18 protein-coding genes are annotated in these 16101 nt (G+C 62.1%); 9 read left to right on the top strand and 9 right to left on the bottom strand.

Annotated elements, in window-relative coordinates; translation table 11 throughout:
* Positions 1-100: 100 nt before the first annotated feature.
* The 5 genes from FJ949_RS16930 to uxuA all read right to left on the bottom strand — a co-directional run bounded on the left by FJ949_RS16930 (position 101) and on the right by uxuA (position 5589).
* The gene (locus tag FJ949_RS16930) at positions 101-1084 is read right to left on the bottom strand and encodes an ABC transporter permease (protein WP_140497493.1); all 984 of its coding nucleotides are present in this window, start codon (positions 1082-1084) and stop codon (positions 101-103) included.
* A 132-nt stretch (positions 1085-1216) separates the two neighbouring features.
* Positions 1217-2248, bottom strand: a complete 1032-nt coding sequence (locus FJ949_RS16925; RefSeq protein WP_027027652.1) for a sugar ABC transporter substrate-binding protein — start codon at positions 2246-2248, stop codon at positions 1217-1219.
* A gap of 27 nt (positions 2249-2275) precedes the next feature.
* Positions 2276-3127, bottom strand: a complete 852-nt coding sequence (locus FJ949_RS16920; protein WP_140497491.1) for an IclR family transcriptional regulator — start codon at positions 3125-3127, stop codon at positions 2276-2278.
* Positions 3127-4275: an extracellular solute-binding protein gene (locus FJ949_RS16915; RefSeq protein WP_140497489.1), complete on the bottom strand. Its 1149-nt coding sequence runs from the start codon at positions 4273-4275 to the stop codon at positions 3127-3129. The genes FJ949_RS16920 and FJ949_RS16915 overlap by 1 nt, the downstream gene beginning before the upstream one ends.
* A 129-nt stretch (positions 4276-4404) precedes the next feature.
* Positions 4405-5589, bottom strand: coding sequence for a mannonate dehydratase (uxuA, locus tag FJ949_RS16910; RefSeq protein ID WP_140497487.1), 1185 nt, complete (start codon positions 5587-5589; stop codon positions 4405-4407).
* Between the two features lie 134 nt (positions 5590-5723).
* Here uxuA and FJ949_RS16905 point away from each other — a divergent pair, with 134 nt between their 5' ends.
* From FJ949_RS16905 to FJ949_RS16895, 3 genes are read left to right on the top strand one after another with little or no spacing between them, the layout of a single operon-like run.
* Positions 5724-6515 (top strand): FadR/GntR family transcriptional regulator, encoded by a 792-nt coding sequence (locus FJ949_RS16905; protein WP_224647130.1) that lies wholly within the window; start codon positions 5724-5726, stop codon positions 6513-6515.
* Complete coding sequence (locus FJ949_RS16900; protein WP_140497485.1) at positions 6508-7293, top strand: SDR family oxidoreductase; 786 nt, start codon at positions 6508-6510, stop codon at positions 7291-7293. Before FJ949_RS16905 ends, FJ949_RS16900 begins: the two co-directional genes overlap by 8 nt.
* A 10-nt stretch (positions 7294-7303) precedes the next feature.
* Positions 7304-8413, top strand: coding sequence for a mannonate dehydratase (locus tag FJ949_RS16895; protein ID WP_140497483.1), 1110 nt, complete (start codon positions 7304-7306; stop codon positions 8411-8413).
* Positions 8414-8506: 93 nt separating this feature from the next.
* On the opposite strand, the gene FJ949_RS16890 is transcribed toward FJ949_RS16895, so the two are convergent.
* Positions 8507-9412, bottom strand: coding sequence for a DUF1236 domain-containing protein (locus tag FJ949_RS16890; protein WP_140497481.1), 906 nt, complete (start codon positions 9410-9412; stop codon positions 8507-8509).
* A 194-nt stretch (positions 9413-9606) separates the two neighbouring features.
* On the opposite strand from FJ949_RS16890, the gene FJ949_RS16885 reads away from it, so the two are divergent.
* Complete coding sequence (locus tag FJ949_RS16885) at positions 9607-9906, top strand: DUF1236 domain-containing protein (protein WP_224519082.1); 300 nt, start codon at positions 9607-9609, stop codon at positions 9904-9906.
* Between the two features lie 121 nt (positions 9907-10027).
* Here the strand turns inward: FJ949_RS16885 and FJ949_RS16880 are convergent, their stop codons facing one another.
* Positions 10028-10249 carry a hypothetical protein gene (locus FJ949_RS16880; protein ID WP_140497477.1) on the bottom strand — a complete coding sequence of 74 codons (222 nt, stop codon included), beginning with the start codon at positions 10247-10249 and terminating at the stop codon, positions 10028-10030.
* 231 nt (positions 10250-10480) lie between these two features.
* On the opposite strand from FJ949_RS16880, the gene FJ949_RS16875 reads away from it, so the two are divergent.
* Positions 10481-10870, top strand: coding sequence for a response regulator (locus FJ949_RS16875; RefSeq protein ID WP_140497475.1), 390 nt, complete (start codon positions 10481-10483; stop codon positions 10868-10870).
* A complete protein-coding gene (locus FJ949_RS16870; protein ID WP_140497473.1) occupies positions 10867-11640 on the top strand; it encodes a Crp/Fnr family transcriptional regulator in 774 nt (257 codons plus the stop codon). Before FJ949_RS16875 ends, FJ949_RS16870 begins: the two co-directional genes overlap by 4 nt.
* Positions 11641-11859: 219 nt before the next feature.
* Here FJ949_RS16870 and FJ949_RS30690 read toward each other — a convergent pair whose 3' ends face one another.
* A complete protein-coding gene (locus FJ949_RS30690; RefSeq protein WP_246670975.1) occupies positions 11860-12498 on the bottom strand; it encodes a hypothetical protein in 639 nt (212 codons plus the stop codon).
* Here FJ949_RS30690 and FJ949_RS30685 point away from each other — a divergent pair.
* Together FJ949_RS30685 and FJ949_RS16860 are read left to right on the top strand one after the other, a co-directional pair.
* A complete protein-coding gene (locus FJ949_RS30685) occupies positions 12481-12822 on the top strand; it encodes a sensor histidine kinase (protein WP_224519092.1) in 342 nt (113 codons plus the stop codon). The genes FJ949_RS30690 and FJ949_RS30685 overlap by 18 nt on opposite strands.
* 252 nt (positions 12823-13074) lie before the next feature.
* Positions 13075-13503, top strand: coding sequence for a hypothetical protein (locus FJ949_RS16860; protein WP_140497468.1), 429 nt, complete (start codon positions 13075-13077; stop codon positions 13501-13503).
* 81 nt (positions 13504-13584) lie between these two features.
* Here the strand turns inward: FJ949_RS16860 and FJ949_RS16855 are convergent, their stop codons facing one another.
* Positions 13585-13776, bottom strand: a complete 192-nt coding sequence (locus FJ949_RS16855) for a DUF2934 domain-containing protein (protein WP_140497466.1) — start codon at positions 13774-13776, stop codon at positions 13585-13587.
* Positions 13777-14086: 310 nt separating this feature from the next.
* Between FJ949_RS16855 and FJ949_RS16850 the strand changes: the two genes are divergently transcribed.
* Positions 14087-16078 carry an erythromycin esterase family protein gene (locus FJ949_RS16850; protein WP_224519081.1) on the top strand — a complete coding sequence of 664 codons (1992 nt, stop codon included), beginning with the start codon at positions 14087-14089 and terminating at the stop codon, positions 16076-16078.
* The last annotated feature ends 23 nt before the right edge of the window (positions 16079-16101 follow it).

Below are 16101 nucleotides of genomic sequence, written 5' to 3'. Positions count from 1 at the left end.
GTCGAGCGCCACGACGCCGGGAAAGCGCTTGCCGATGCCGCGCAATTCCAGCGCCGGCACATCGGTATCGATGGCCGCGCCTTCGCCAGGATGCAGGAAATCAACGGACATTGGCTCTGTTCCGGATGATGTCGAGATAGGTTGCCAGGATGATGACGATGCCCGGCACCACCATCTGCAAATCCTGGTTCCAGCCGAGGATGATGATGCCGTTGTCGATCACCTTCAGCACCAGAACGCCAAGCAAGGTACCGAACAGCGAACCGCGGCCACCAAGCAGGCTGGTGCCGCCGAGGATGACGGCGGCAATCACCGTCAGTTCGAAGCCACGGCCGGCGGTCGGCTGGCCGGCATTCATCAGCGACGACAGGATCATGCCGGCAACACCGACGCACAGGCCGGTGACGACGAAGGCCAACAGCTTGAGCCGTTCCGAGCGAATGCCTGACAGGCGCACCGCCTTTTCATTGGCGCCGACCGCGTAGAGGTAGCGGCCGAGCGTGGTGAAGCGCAGCGTCACATAGGCAACCACGAAGATCAGCGCCGCCAGGATGACGGGAACCGGCACGGGGCCGACATAACCGGCGCCGAGATCGGTGAAGCTTGCCAATTGGTTGTGGTTCTGCACCGCCTCGCGCGTGAACAGATAGACGCCGCCCTGCAGCATCATCATCGTGCCGATGGTGGCGATCAGCGAATTCACCCTGAGCCTGGTGACGACCAGCCCGTTGAACAGGCCGACCCCGCCGGCAAAGGCGAGCGCCGCCAGCATGCCGAGCGTAAGACTATGGGTGGAATTGAGCACTGCCATGCCGATGCAGCCGACGAAGGCGAGCGACGCGCCGACCGACAAGTCGACCTCGGCGGTGATGATGAGCATGGTCATGCCCGAGGCGACGATCAGCACCAGAGCGCATTGGCGCAGGATGGCGATGATGTTGGCCTCCGAATAGAATTGCGGCGCCGCGATCGAGATGGCGATGCACAGCACGGCCAGGATTGCGCCCAGCACGAGCTGGCTGCTGCCCAGAAGGTTGCCGCCGATGAAACGCTTCGACGCGGAGGCCTGTGTAAGCTCGCTCATTTCAGTCCATTCCCGGCCGTTTGCCTGGTCCCTCTGGAACCTATCGTGTCGAACCCGGCATTTGTCTTGGCCACCGAAAGGTCCTGGCCGCCTGCCCTTCCCGCAACACGGGAAGGGCGATATCGGCCGGCCTTATTTCTTCAGGTCGGCGGAGGTCTTCATGCACTTTGCCGGCGGCTGCAGCGCGTTGACGGCATCCCATTTGATGGTGCGGGTGGTGCCGTCATAGTCATAGAACTTCTTCCAATCGTCGCCGTTCATCGGCGCGGTCGGGCTGACGATGTGCTCCGGCACTTCCTCATTGTTGAAAAGCTTCACCGCGGCATCGATGGCGGTAAAGCCTTCCTTCTCGGGGAACATCGCGGCTTCGATGCGGTAGGAAGGCTCGTTTTGCATCGCGTTGATGAAGGCAAGCCCTTCGCCGCCCGTGCCGACCGTCAACAGGCCATCCTGCGACTTGCCCGCCGCTTTCCAGGCCTGCAGGCCACCCAACGAAGACGAATCATTGATGCCGTAGATGATGTTGATATCGGCGTTCTTGGCCAGTGCCGCGGAGGACACTTCGAGAGCGCGGTCCGGATTGCCGCCGCCGTCGAGATCGTGGACCATGACCGCATCGGGGATGATGGTCTTCAGCCCGTCCATGAAGCCGTGGGAGCGCAGCACGGTGGCGGAAAGCAGCGGCAGGCCGACATTCATCACCTTGGCAACGCCGCCGAGCTTTTCCTTCGCGTATTTGCCGGCCTCGACGCCGGAGAAATAGCCTGTGTCGTAGTCGCAGATGGCGACCATGGTCGTCATGCCCTTGACCGGATTGCCTTCCAGCACGACCGGCACGTTGGCGGCCTTGGCCTGGCGCAGCAGCGGCACCACGCCTTCTTCGTTCACCGGGGTGATGATCAGCACGTCGACGCCCTTGGCGATGAAGTCTTCGGCCGCGGCGACCTGCTTGGCTATGTCGAGATTGGCATCCTGCACCTCGACCTCGATGCCGAGTTCCTTGCCGTGAGCCTTCATGCCCTTGATGACGTTCTGATACCACTCATGGGTGGCGTAGTTGGTGACGTAGCCGATGCGCTTGGGCATGTTCTCGGCATGCGCGGCGGCGGCGCCGAGCGCCAGCACGGCGGCGGACGCAAACAGGATTGACTTGGACCAGAGCATTTTCTTCTCCCAGATTTATCGCTTTTGTTAGTCGCTGAACGGATAGTCCCGCCGTTCCGGGTCGGCACGTAAGGAGTTGGTGGCTTCGCCCCAGCCGAGTGCCGCCGATATCTTCTCGGCGGCGGCGCGGGTGCTTTCGAAGACGGTTTCGCTGTCGAACCGCGCCGCCTTCTGCGGCAGCAGCGGCACGGTTAGCGCGGCGATGACGGCACCGGTGTGATCGTGCACAGGCATGGAGATGTTGGTGCAGGCCGCAACGGCCAAGGAAGCGCGCATCTCGTAGCCGAGCCTGGCGACCTCGTTCAGCCGCGCCTCGATTTCGGCCCGCGTGCCCTGGCCCTCACCGGCGGCCACGATGCGCTCGACGATGCGGTCGCGCTCGGCCCGGTTCGAATGGGCGAGCAGCACGGCACCCGAACTTGTTTCGAGGATCGGGAAATGCGACCCGAGTGCTACCGAGTAGCGCATCGGCAGCGGCGAATCGATCTGCAAAACCACCAGTGCGTTCTGGCCCTCGCGCACCACGAGATGGCAGCTCTGGTCGGCATTGGCGGTCAATTCGCGCATCACCGGCAGAGCGCATTCTACCAGCCGGTTTACCGGCGGATGCATGTGCGCCAGTTCGAACAGCTTCAACGACAGCCGGAAACGGTCCGATTGCGTGCGAAAGATATAGCCCCGTTTCTCCAGCAGAAGCAGGATGCGGTAGATCTCGTGAATGGAGCGGCCGAGGCCGGTCGCGATCTCGGTCTGGGTCAGCGTTTCGGCGCTGGAGGCCATGAATTCCAGAACGTCGAGCGCCTTCTCCACCGCCGGCACGCGATAGCCGTTGCGGCCGCTTTCGCCCTCGTCGAGCGTCTCGGCAACGCTGGCGGCCATCAGGCGACGCTCCGTTCCGGCTGGACTTGCCTGGTTTCGCGGTAGAGGCTGTTGACGTGGCCTGCGAGTTCGGTCGCCGACATGTCACCGGCTATGGCTGCGGCGGCATGCGGCGCGCATTCGCGGAAGAAGGCGATGAAGCCCGGATGGGTCGGACGCAGATAGGACGAGGCGATCGTCCGCAGCGTCGAGCCGAAGAAATCGCCGGAAAGACCATTGACCCCGGCATCCTTCCAGGCAGCCAGCGAACCCGGTTGTCCGCCAGATTTCACATAGTCGCCGCGCTGGTATTCGGGCGAGCACAGGAACAGCGCGTAGTCGATCGCGGCCTGCTTGTGCTTCGATTGGGCGCTGACGCCGATGCCGGCACCGCCGAGCAAGGCGCCGGCGGCTTGCGGGGTGGGCACGTCGGCGAAGCGCAGATGGGGTCTGTCGGGTTTCGAGGCGTAGTTCACATAGCCGAAGGCGAACGGCACGTAGACAACGTCGTCATGCGCGATCATGTGGTCGTAGCAGCGGATCGGATTCCATTTCGACGAGTCCGGGTGCGAAAGCGCGACAAGCTCGCGCAATTGCGCAATCGCCTGCTCGACCATTTCCTTCGCGATGAATTGCTCGCCATCTTCCTGGGGACGGCCAAGCGTCAGAAGCAGACACATGGCGTCGGTCGGCACGAAGGGCAGGCCGAGCCACTTGCCGTCGCTGCGCGCGCGCCGGCCAAGCTCCAGCACGTCCTGGTGCGTGCTGGGCACCGGCCCGTAGCGCTCCAGCAAATCCGGCCGATAGGAGGCGACCTGGCAGGCGGCATCGATCGGCAGCGCCCACTGACGGCTGTTCTTCTGGTAGGAGCGCCAGGACGCCCCGACTGAGTCACGTTCGAAGAAATGCATCTGTTCGGCCGACAGATAAGCGTCGAACGGGACCATCAGTTCATCCTGGGCGATATCGCCGATGAAGGGATGGTCGAACACGACCAGATCGTAAGTGCCGAGCACCGGACCGAGGGCGCCCTCACCGAATTCATAGAGGCTGCGGCGGTCCCATTGGATCTCCAGGCCGGGATGCGCGGCGCAATAGGACTCGATGCTGGCGTCCAGCGGACCCCAGCATCGTCTATGATCCCACGCCAGTCCGCGCAGCTTCGTCATGCCACTCAAATCCTCCCGGCACCGGCAATAGCCGGCTCGCCATCGACACTAGCACCATTTTTCATATGCGCAACTTGTTTTCATTTGCGCAAAAAGCACACACATCCTCCCGACTGGCCGATGCAGGGTTCAAGCCAGATCGAAACGCTCCACGGCGCGCATGATGCCGCGCAGTTCAGCCAACCCCTTGAGCCGTCCGATAAGCGAATAGCCGGGGTTGATCTTTTTCTTGCCGATGTCGTCGGCAAGCAGATGCCCATGGTCCGGCCGCATCGGGATTTGCCAGTCGGCCCGGCCTTGCTCGCGACGACGCTTTTCTTCCTGCATCAGAGCGAGGATGACGTGCGCCATGTCGGTGCCACCTTCGAGATGCTCGGCTTCATAGAACGAGCCGTCCTCTTCGATGGTGATGTTGCGCAGGTGGACGAAATGGATGCGGTCGGCGAATTCCTTGACCATGGGGACGATGTCGTTGTCGGCGCGCGTGCCATAGGAGCCGGTGCAGAAGGTCAGTCCATTGGCGGGACTGTCGACGGCGTTGAGGATGAAACGCGCGTCCTGTGCCGTCGAAACCACGCGCGGCAGGCCGTAGAGCGAGAATGGCGGGTCGTCGGGATGGATGCACATGCGCACCCCCTCCTCTTCGGCCGCCGGAATGATCTCGCGCAGGAACCAGGCGAGGTTGTCGCGCAACTCCTTCGGCCCGATCGAATCGTATTCAGCCAGGGCTTCGCGAAAACTGTCCCTGTTATAGCTGCGTTCGGTCGCCGGCAGGCCGGCAATGAGGTTGCGCTCGATGCGGTCGATCTGCTCTGGCGTCAGCATCTTCAGCCGCTTCTCGGCCTCGGCGATACGCGCCGGCGTATAGCTTGCCGCACCGTTCTTGCGCTGCAGCACGAAAAGATCGTAGGCCGCGAAATCGATCGCATCGAAGCGCAGCGCATAGCCGGTTGTCGGCAGGCGATACATTAGGTCGGTGCGGGTCCAGTCCACCACCGGCATGAAATTGTAGCAGATCGTCTCGATGCCGGCCTTGGCGAGCGCCCGGATGCTGTCGCGGTAGTAGCCGGCATAGCGCTCGCGCTCGGGCGCGCCGACCTTGAAGGAATTGTGCACCGGAATGCTCTCGACGACCGACCATTTCAGGCCGGCCGCCTCGATGATCCGCTTGCGCTCGAGCACATCGGCCTCAGGCCAGGCGCGGCCGTCATAGATCTGGTGCAGCGCGGAGACAACGCCGGTGGCGCCGGCCTGCCTGACATGTTCAAGCGTCACCGGATCATCGGGACCATACCAGCGCCAGCACTTTTCCATGAAGCCTCCTCAGGGTTGGCGGCGACCATATTGTCGGACCACAAGCCTGTCAACAGAACCTTTCCGTCGCCATACAGTTGATTTCCTGTGGATCGAGCCCTAGGGTGGTCCAACAAATAGCAAGGAGTTTTGCGGTGGAACAGGCGAGCCACGATTCGATGGAGGCGGCAGACGAAGCCGGGATCAGCAGTTCCGCCGTCGACCAGACCGTGCGGCAGATCCTCGACCTCATCCGCAATCGCGCCATGTCCATCGGCGATGTGCTGCCCACCGAACGGGAGCTTGGCGAACTGTTCGGCGCCAGCCGCAACACGATACGCGAGGCGCTGCGCACCATCCGAACCTATGGGCTGATCGATCCCAAGCCGCGCGTCGGCGCGGTGCTCGCCGATCGCCAGAATGTCGCGATCCAGAATTTTTTCGCCGCGCAGATGGACATATCGAAAACGTCCTTTCACGACATACAAGGATTTCGCCGCATCATCGAAGTGAGCGTCGGCGACCACATCATCCTCAATGCCAGTGCCGCCGAACTTGAAGCCCTGGATGAGGTCAATGACCTGATCGAGACCAGCAAGGATGTCCAGGAAGCCGCGCAACGCGATTTCAATTTTCATCTGGCGCTGATGAAGCTCGCCGGCAACCGTATGCTGGTGCAGACCTATCAGTTCCTGTCGCCGGTCATCCTGCACATCATGACCGTCGGCAAATCCATCCGGCCGGTGCTGAGCGAAACACGCCACGCGCATGGCGAGATCATCGCGGCGCTGCGCGCGCGCGACCGCATTGCCTACTGCTACCTGATGAGCCGGCATCTCGATTTCGGCTTGCGCTTCGTTCCCGACGACCTCGAAAACGCCCGTATGTCGGCGGCAAACCCGGTGCATCCGGGTCCGGCATCTTCCAAGGATTTGCATCATGTCTGATTTTGAGAACAAGGTGGCGCTGATCACCGGCACGACCGGCATCGCGCTCGCCACTGCGAGTCGCCTGGCGCAAGGCGGCGCTGCGATCATCGCCTGCGGCATCGACCGGGCGGCCAATACCGCCATGCAGGAGAGCCTCGCCAAGGCCGGAGCGAATGCGCTGGTGCAAACGGTGGATGTCTCCGTTTCCGACCAGGTGCGCGACGCGGTCGCAGCGGGCGTCGCGAGGTTCGGCGGCATCGACATCATTGTCAATTCGGCGGCGGTCCACCCCTACGGCACGGCGACCACCACCGACTGGGAAACCTGGAACCGGGCGATGACGGTCAATGTCGGGTCGATCTACCTTACCGCGCATTTCGGCATTCCCGAAATGATCCGCCGAGGCGGCGGTGCCATCGTCAATGTCGCCTCGGTGCAGGGGTTCGCCTGCCAGCAGAACGTCGCAGCCTATGCCACGACCAAGGGCGCCATCCACACGTTGACGCGTTCGCTGGCGCTCGACTATGCCGCGGCCGGCATCCGGGTCAATTCGGTCAGCCCGGGCTCGATCCGCACGCCAATCCTCGAGAAGGCGGCGCGTGGCGACAATGGCAGCGACGCCGATGTCGAAGAAGCCTACAGGCGCTTCGGCGCCGCCCATCCGCTCGGCCGTATCGGCGAGCCGGAGGAAGTGGCGGAACTCATCGCTTTCCTGTGTTCATCGAAAGCCGGCTTCTGCACAGGCGCTGACTACAAGATCGATGGCGGCCTCACCGCCGGCATCGGCGTCAAGTAGGGCGGCGCGGATGAAGATCGGACTTGGCCTCTATCGCGATTCGCTGACGCCGGAGAATTTCCGCTTTGCCCGACAGGCCGGCGCAACGCATGTCGTTGCGCATCTGACCAACTATTTTCGCGGCCGCGATCCCTCGCTGTCGGCCGGCAGCGAAACGGATGGCTGGGGCGATTGTTCAACGGATCGATTGTGGAGCTATGAGGATTTCACCGGACTGGTGAAGACCGTACGCGACAATGGCCTGGAGATCGCCGGCATTGAAAACCTGTCGCCGCGCTTCTGGTCCGACGTGCTGCTCGGCGGCCCCGACCGGGCGAGGCAGCTCGAAGGACTCAAGCGGCTGGTGCGTGACGCCGGCCGGGCCGGCATTCCCTGCATAGGCTACAACTTCTCGATCGCGGGCGTGTGGGGCTGGCAGCGCGGGCCATTCGCGCGCGGCGACGCCATGTCCGTGGGGCTCGATTTGTCCGACATCGATCCAGACCTGCCGCTGCCCGACGGAGTGGTCTGGAATATGCGCTACCGGCCGGGCCGAGCCGGCGCCGCGCCTGTCAGGGTCTCGCAAGAAGAACTGTGGGAACGGCTTGGTGTCTTCCTGCGCGAAATCGTACCGGTGGCCGAAGAGGCCGGTGTCGTGATGGCTGCGCATCCCGACGATCCACCCGCCGAGGCGCTGCGCGGCACGGCGCGCCTCGTCAACCGGCCGCAGAAATATGATCGGCTGATGGATATCGTCGACTCGCCCGCCAACGGGCTGGAACTCTGCCTCGGCTCGCTGCAGGAGATGCCGCAGACCGAGGAGATCTACAGCCATGTGCGCCGTTTCGCGCGGCGTGGCCGCATCGGCTATATCCATTTCCGCAATGTGCGGGGCAAAGTGCCGAAATATCATGAGACCTTCGTCGACGACGGCGACATCGACATGGCCGAGATTGTGCGCATTCTGCGCGACGAGAATTATCAAGGCGTCATGATACCCGATCACACGCCTGAGATGGCCTGCGACGCGCCATGGCACGCCGGCAAGGCCTTCGCATTGGGCTACATGCGCGCACTGGTGCAGAACGCCGACGCGCTAGGCCCGGTACGAAGCCGGGCACCCGACATGGCAGCGGAGTGAATAGGGGACGCACGACTGGCATTTTTCGAGCCCGAAGGCGCCGCAAAAGCCCGCTTTCGATGGAGAGCGGGCTTTTGTTGGTCGGCTCGGTTCCTAACTCAGGATAGCGACGATCTCATATGAGTTCGGATCGACAATAACAATCCTGCCATCGGCCAGGAGGAAATATTCATAGCTCTCATAGGCAGGAACGATTTCGACGATCCGGTGCGGAAGTCGATGCAGCCGCACCTTCTGCTTCGGCACTTTCACGCCGACCGAAATGTCCACGTCGAGGTTCGAGACCGGTTCCACCTTCGTCTCGCGGATGACGTTGGTGATTTCGGTCTTCTGCTCGACGGATATATTGTTGATTGAAGCGGTTGAACTCTGGTCGGTCGTCGTACCGGCCTTGCCCTGCGCTTGCTGATCAGTCGTCGTACCGGCTTTGCCCTGCGCTTGCTGATCGGTAGTCGTACCGGCCTTGCCCTGCGCCTGCTGGTCGGTCGTCATACCGGCCTTGCCCTGCGCTTGCTGATCGGTAGTCGCGCCGGCTTTGCCCTGCGCCTGCTCGTCGGTCTTTATGCGGGGCTTGCCTTGCGCCTGCTGGTCGGTCTTTACGCCCGCCTTGCCCTGCGCCTGCTCGTCGGTCTTCATGCGGGGCTTGCCCTGCGCTTGCTCGTCGGTCTTTACGCCCGCCTTGCCTTGCGCCTGCTCGTCGGTCTTCATGCCCGCCTTGCCCTGCGCTTGCTCGTCGGTCTTTACGCCCGCCTTGCCTTGCGCCTGCTCATCGGTCTTCGCTCCGGCCTTGCCTTGCGCCTGCTCGTCGGTCTTCATGCCGGCCTTGCCTTGCGTCTGCTGCTCGGTGCTGCCGCCCTTCTGGCAATTGGCCGAGCCGGCTGCGCAAGTGTCTGCCCCACCCGATTGGGCCGCTTCGCCCGACTGCTGCTGGGTCTGCGCGATTGCCGCCCCACATCCGAGGGTAAGCGCTAACATGCTGGTGATCAGAGTGGTTCTCATGGGAAATCTCCTAGGATGGCAGTCCCTTCGCGGCAAAACTTTGCCACCCCGTGATTGTTCCACCGAAGGCTAATATATTCCGGAGCGGATGGAACTGCCGGCATTTTGCGAAGTTCGGCGCATAGGGCGCACCTGCCGAAACGCCGGTGGCGTCGTCGGCTTGGCGCCCTGCCCAACATCTGATGGAGACAGAAGTGGAAAAATATCTACTGGGAACGGCAGTGGGCATCCTGTTTCTTGCGGGGGCCGGAGCGGCCGCGGCGCAAGATGTGGTCATCCAGCCGGAGCAAGAAACCGTTATCAAGGAGTATGTGAAGAAGCAGCCGCTGGCCTCGGTCCAACTGCCCGGCGTGGAACTCAATGTCGGATCCACCGTGCCTGATACGGTCGAACTTCATGAAGTTCCCGATGTGAAATACCGCTACGTCGTGGTCGACAATCGAACAGTTCTGGTCGACCCGGAAACCCGGAAAATCGTCCAGGTCCTTCAATGACCGCATGTTCCAAAGCGCCCGCCCCGGCATGCGTCGAGGCGGGCGACCTGTGTCAGGTTTCTGTTTTCATGCATGTCTTTGTTCCAAACCGAGGCGTTTTGGGCGACATGCATGAGCATGGCTACGACTGCAGGTCAAATGCGATGTTGCGATGCTTTTGAATTGCTGAGCTGGCAACAATGTCCGCCAGTTCTTTGTCGGAGAGAGTGCATTCTGGCAGTTCGTAACGGATGGCTGACACCGCCTGCGCCGTGGAAATTGGCCATTCGAGATTTCTGCGGGAATTGATGTAGTGATCGATGGCCCGGATCAGTTCCTTCGAGGTCATATCGATCACAGGCATCGGTTCCTCCTCCTTATTTCCCCGTTTTTCTCACTGTGTTGACGGACACCGAAACCTGCCATCACAATTGTTAAAACGGCAGACGAAAAAGATGTCGATTCAGGAAAATAGGGGCTGGCGGTGGCTTTGGAGTTCACCTCCGCTGCATCGGTGGAAATATAACTGGGAGTGCAGCGGGTTGCGGTGTAGTGTCCCAAGTGATGGCCGCTGCAAAGGGAGAGCTCTTGCACCATGGACGGGGAAGCGGCGAAATCAGCCTTTCTGGGCGGGATTCGCGTTTTGATCGTGGAAGACGAATATTTTCTCGCCGATGACCTGCGTAAGGCTCTCGTCACACAAGGGGCGATAGTGCTCGGCCCGGTCGCCACGGTCGAGCCCGCAATCGAATTGCTGAACAGCGGTCAATGCGATTTTGCGATTCTCGATATCAACTTGCGCGGCGAGCAGACATTCGAGATTGCCCGCGAGTCGTTGGCGAAAGGCGTTCCGATCGCCTTCGCCACCGGCTATGATCAGACGGCCATTCCAGCAGAGCTCGGCGGGATCAGGCGATTTGAAAAGCCTCTGGAATTCGGCAGCATTGTCGAGTTCGTTGCCGCGACGGCACATGACACGCGATGAACGAGAGAAGCGAGCCGGCGGTTGGCCTGAGAGCGAAGACCGCGCGGCACCCGCTTATCCGCAAGCTGTCCAATTTCACGGTCCTGTCCGTGGAAGAATGCGACGCCATCGAGAGCGCGACAACAAAGGTCGCCGAATTCGCCGCCGGCGATGACGTCATCCAAAGGGGCGACCGGACAGGCGGGGTCAACCTGCTGCTCGAAGGATTTGCCTGCCGCTACAAGATTCTCGAAGACGGTCGGCGACAGATCCTTGCCTATTTGGTGCCGGGCGACCTTTGCGATCTTCACGTGTTCCTGCTGCGGCGCATGGACCACTCGATCGGTGCTCTCAGCCGCTCCAAGGTTGCGGCGATCCCGCAGAGCGCCATCCTCGGCTTCACCAACAGCTATCCCAATCTTACGCGTGCGCTCTGGTGGACCACGCTGCTCGACGAGGCGATCACCCGCGAATGGGTCGTCAACATCGGCCAGCGGACTGCTTATGAGCGGATGGCTCACCTTTTTTGCGAGCTGTTCCACAGGCTTCACGCAATTGGTGAAACGGCCGGCAAGAGCTATCCCCTACCGGTAACCCAGGCGACCCTGGGCGATACGCTCGGTCTTTCGAACGTGCACATCAACCGTACGCTTCAGGATCTCAGGCGCGATGGCCTCATTTCGTTCAACAACGGCACTGTAACGATCAAGAACCTGGCGAAACTGGAGGCGGCGGCCTTTTTCAATCCTGATTACCTTCATCTGTTGGACGTCAGGGAGCCTTTTGCATGATCAGGCACGGCCTCATCGAGTGGAGCGCAAAAATGAAACATCATAGGGAACCTGGCCTGCTTCTGCCGGTTCGGCGTGACCGGAGGCGGTAGCGAGCGATGGCCAAGCGCGATTTGATCGGCGGATCGGCAGGTACGATCGATCCGCTGGGCCGCTGCTATCGCCCTCCATATTTCCGCCGACAGCGGCGGCATTAATGCTCCTGCCGGCTCGACGGTATCATTTTCGCCGGCTGAAAACCGCGCGCGGCGGCACGAAAGCCAATCCTGGGCGCGTGAACGCGAGCCAAAGGCCGACGAGACGATGCGCTTGGCACCGCGCATGATCGATGAACGGTTGAAAGACTGACAGGTGGCTGGAAAAAGACCTCCCAAGAAAGACGTCACGGGTACATTCTCCCGTCCGCAAAGTGTGTCCGCCGAAGAACGCGATGCTTCCGCGTCGATGCGGCTCAGCCATGTCGATGAACAGATGGACGAACGTGACGATCATATCGCCCGGCTCGAAGCCGAACTCCAGGTCACACGCGACCGCCTCCAGGCGACGAAGGCATTTGCCGCCGAATTGCAGCACCGCGTTCGCAACACGTTGAGCATTGTCCGTTCGATCGCTCGCCGGTCGGTTGAAAACAGCAACAATGTCGAGGACTATGCCTTTCACCTCGAGGGCCGCATCAATGCGCTTGCACGCACGCACAATGTGCTGATGCGATCGGCCTCGGCCACCGTGCAGCTTGACATGCTTGTCCTTGACGAGCTTGCGTCCCAAGGCGGCCGGACGGAAGATCAGTTCACCATAGATGGCCCGGATATTTCCTTGTCCGGAAAGACGGCGGAGACCTTGGGCCTGGCGTTCCACGAACTCGCCACCAACTCGATGAAATATGGCGCGCTGTCGGCAGCCGACAAATCAATCAGCGTAAGCTGGAAAGTGGGTGGCACGCCCGCCAGACAGGAGCTGAAGATCCGCTGGATCGAGGACCTGCATGGTCCGGCAGCAATACCTGCGCGACGCGGCTTCGGATCCGAGCTGATCGAAAAGGTGGTGCCCTATGAGATCGGCGGAGCTGGCTCGCTGCGCTTCACCGATGCCGAGGTGATCTGCACGATGGATATCCCCCTCTCGAACGAAATTCACCCCAGCAGGAGCCTGGAGGACCCGCCCGACGATCTCCAGCATTGAACACCGACACTCCTGCGCCGAAAGGCGGCCGGGGCCAGGAGCGTGGAGTTGGAAGGGGCTGACCCAGCACCGACCGAGGTGGCGCAACGGCCCTGGGGTTTGCCGAGTTGCCGCCGCACCAGCCTTCAAATTCTCAAAATGATGGAACTTCAGCGACAACAAAGAGTTCGGAGCGCGGCGACGGCGAGCGCGCTGTCGTGATCTCGCGACTCACCTTGAAGCGGGAGGAACCTGGATCAACAGGAGCTGACCATGAAGTCCCATACACTCGAACAACTACACGCAATCGCGCAAGTTGATACGGTGTGCCCGACAATGACGCGGAACCAACGCCTGGAGCGCTGGGCAAGTCTTCTTGAGCGTCATCCTGAACGGCGCCTCGGAGCGCTTCCGGGCACCGAATATATGAGCCCCGACATGCGCGAAAACGCCTACTGCGTGCAATCCCCCATCAGCGTCGCGTTCGAAGATCCGATACTGCGGGCGCAGGGTCTGGAAGGCGACACCTATGGCGAGGCAAAGCGCTTTTTCGAACTGTCCAACTGGCAGTTGCACAACATCGTCTGCGATTGCCACGTCGGTGCGACCATGAAAGCCGGGTGGGTCGCCGTTCGCGTGCGCGCCGCCATGGGCGAAGGTTTCAATATCTTCGCCAGGCTCAGGGCGCTGCTCGGACGTTGACCGAGACGCCATCTCGAATGCGTCGACGGAATGAACAGTCGGTCGACGCATTTTTCCTCCTTGGCGGCAAGTGACGTCGCTTCAGGAGCTTCGAGGCTCCGACCCGCTGCCGATGGTCGGATCGGGCACCACCGGACCGCGCTCGGCTTCCGATCCTTCCGCCTCTATTTCCTGCACGGCCTGGTCCCAATGCTCCTGCTCTCGGCCCGGCGGGCGGCCTTCGCGCTCCCAGATCTCGTAGGCTCGTCGCTTTATGAGTTCTTCCTTGTCCATTGGAAACTCCTCCTGCGTGCTCCAATCTCCGGCAGGCCGCTTTGTTCCCTCCGGAAACAAAGGCAACGCTTTTGGAGCGATCCGGACTGGCCGCACCGGAGCGACACGGAACCCTTGGGGGATTAGGCCGTTTCCGAGCATCGGCGCAGTGGTGGATGACTTGGGAGTGCCCGCCGCTCGAACTCTTGGCGACGAACACGCCAATGATGTGCCTGCGCCACGCCTTGCCGCCCCGTGTGGCCTCGGCCAATCAAAGCCTTGCAGCGGGACCCCAAAGGGTGGGCGCGGCGCAAATATTGGGCTTGAGATCATGACTATTGTCTTTTCGGATCGTCGCGAGGCAGGACGCGTTCTCGCTGATAAGCTCGGCCACTTCGCAGCGCGCGATGATGTCACCGTGCTGGCGCTGCCGCGCGGCGGCGTGCCTGTCGCCTACGAAGTCGCACAGGCATTGAAGGCACCGCTCGACGTTTTCGTCGTGCGCAAGCTCGGCGTTCCCGGTTACGAAGAGTTGGCCATGGGCGCAATCGCGACCTCCGGCGTACGCGTCCTGAACGACGAGATCGTGGAAGGCCTCGCTGTGCCGGCCCACGTCATCGATGCGGTCACTGCCAGCGAGGAGAGGGAGCTTTTACGCCGCGAGCACCTCTATCGCGGCGAGCGGGTACCGCTCCTTGTGGAGGATCGAATCGTCATTCTCGTGGACGATGGGCTCGCCACTGGGTCGACCATGCGCGCGGCGGTCAGGGCGCTGCGCGAAAAGCGGCCTGCCCGTATAGTTGCGGCCGTTCCGGTCGGCAGTCCCGACACCTGCGAGGCGATGGAGAGCGAGGCAGACGAGGTCGTCTGTGCGACGACGCCGCAGCCGCTCATCGGCGTCGGGCGCTGGTATGAAGACTTCTCCCAAACCAGCGACGACGAGGTCCGCGCCCTTCTCGCCAAGGCGGGGCGACCAACCGCACCGTCCGGCCGCGATGCGCCGCAGAATACGGCAAACCGATTGCACAAGCACGTCGTTCGGCTCTCCGGAGACGCGCGAGACTACGACGAGCTCTTGGCGGCGATCGGCGAGGCGCGCTTTGTGTTGCTCGGTGAAGCTTCGCACGGCACACACGAATTCTATGAGGAGCGCGCGCGGATCACGCGGCGGCTGATCGAGGAGCAGGGTTTTGCCGCCGTCGCTGTCGAAGCCGACTGGCCCGACACATACCGGGTCAACCGCTATGTTCAGGGAACAGGCGGGGATATCGACGCCGAAGAGGCGCTCGCCGATTTCCGACGCTTCCCGACCTGGATGTGGCGGAACAGGGTCGTCGTCGATTTTGTCGAATGGCTGCGCCGGCACAATGAAGCGCCCGGCAAGGGCAATCCGAAAGTCGGGTTCTATGGGCTCGACCTCTATGCCCTGCATGGCGCGATGAAGGCGGTGCTGCGCTATCTCGAAAAGGCCGACCCGGCCGCGGCGGAGATCGCGCGTCGCCGCTATGCCTGTTTCGATCATTTCGGCCCTGACCCGCAGGCTTATGGCTTCATAGCCGGCAATGAGGTCGACAAATCTTGCCAGGAGGCTGTGGTCGCACAGCTGGTCGAGATGCTGAAGCGGCGCCCGGCGAAGGCCGAGCCACGCGAAGGCGCCATCGCGGACGAACTCTTCGCGGCGCAGCAAAACGCCCGCCTGGTGAAGAATGCGGAGGCCTATTATCGCGCCATGTTCCTGGCGCCCGAATCGACCTGGAACCTGCGTGATCGGCACATGGCCGAGACGTTCGACGCTCTCACCGCTCATCTCGGCCGGCTCGGGCGATCGCCGAAGATCGTGGTTTGGGCGCATAACTCCCATCTCGGCGACGCCAGGGCGACAGACAGGAGCCTGCATGGCGAGATCAACCTCGGACAGCTTATCCGCGAAAAGCATCAGCGCGACGCCTTTCTCGTCGGCTTCACGACGTATCAAGGAACGGTGACGGCGGCATCGAACTGGGACGGCCCCGCGGAGCGCAAGGTTGTCCGGCCTGCCCTGGCGCGCAGCTATGAGGCGCTGCTGCATGCAGTCCCGGCTGATCGCTTCCAGCTGGATCTGCGCGGCGACGGCGAAGCCCTGCCGCGACGGCTCCTGGAGCGCGCGATCGGCGTCATCTACCGCCCTGAGACCGAACGGGCCAGCCACTACTTCCATGCCGACCTTGCCGCGCAATTCGACATGCTGCTGCATTTCGACGAGACGCGGGCGGTTGAGCCGCTGGAGCGCAGCTCGCAATGGGACGCCGGCGAGCTCGCGGAGACCTATCCGTTCGGGGTTTAGGGCCCGATCCAATTGAATTGGAG

This window comes from Mesorhizobium sp. B2-4-1, assembly GCF_006442185.1.
Lineage (GTDB): Bacteria > Pseudomonadota > Alphaproteobacteria > Rhizobiales > Rhizobiaceae > Mesorhizobium.
This window is presented reverse-complemented; position numbering and strand designations above follow the sequence as displayed.

Coding starts and splice junctions, on each gene's coding strand:
- FJ949_RS16920 (WP_140497491.1), bottom strand. CDS start 3,127: ATGGCCGCCAGCGTTGCCGAGACGCTCGACGAGGGCGAAAGCGGCCGC.
- FJ949_RS16855 (WP_140497466.1), bottom strand. CDS start 13,776: ATGGACAAGGAAGAACTCATAAAGCGACGAGCCTACGAGATCTGGGAG.
- FJ949_RS16900 (WP_140497485.1), top strand. CDS start 6,508: ATGTCTGATTTTGAGAACAAGGTGGCGCTGATCACCGGCACGACCGGC.
- FJ949_RS16895 (WP_140497483.1), top strand. CDS start 7,304: ATGAAGATCGGACTTGGCCTCTATCGCGATTCGCTGACGCCGGAGAAT.
- FJ949_RS16925 (WP_027027652.1), bottom strand. CDS start 2,248: ATGCTCTGGTCCAAGTCAATCCTGTTTGCGTCCGCCGCCGTGCTGGCG.
- FJ949_RS16875 (WP_140497475.1), top strand. CDS start 10,481: ATGGACGGGGAAGCGGCGAAATCAGCCTTTCTGGGCGGGATTCGCGTT.
- FJ949_RS16930 (WP_140497493.1), bottom strand. CDS start 1,084: ATGAGCGAGCTTACACAGGCCTCCGCGTCGAAGCGTTTCATCGGCGGC.
- FJ949_RS16915 (WP_140497489.1), bottom strand. CDS start 4,275: ATGACGAAGCTGCGCGGACTGGCGTGGGATCATAGACGATGCTGGGGT.
- FJ949_RS16890 (WP_140497481.1), bottom strand. CDS start 9,412: ATGAGAACCACTCTGATCACCAGCATGTTAGCGCTTACCCTCGGATGT.
- uxuA (WP_140497487.1), bottom strand. CDS start 5,589: ATGGAAAAGTGCTGGCGCTGGTATGGTCCCGATGATCCGGTGACGCTT.
- FJ949_RS16850 (WP_224519081.1), top strand. CDS start 14,087: ATGACTATTGTCTTTTCGGATCGTCGCGAGGCAGGACGCGTTCTCGCT.
- FJ949_RS16880 (WP_140497477.1), bottom strand. CDS start 10,249: ATGCCTGTGATCGATATGACCTCGAAGGAACTGATCCGGGCCATCGAT.
- FJ949_RS16870 (WP_140497473.1), top strand. CDS start 10,867: ATGAACGAGAGAAGCGAGCCGGCGGTTGGCCTGAGAGCGAAGACCGCG.
- FJ949_RS16860 (WP_140497468.1), top strand. CDS start 13,075: ATGAAGTCCCATACACTCGAACAACTACACGCAATCGCGCAAGTTGAT.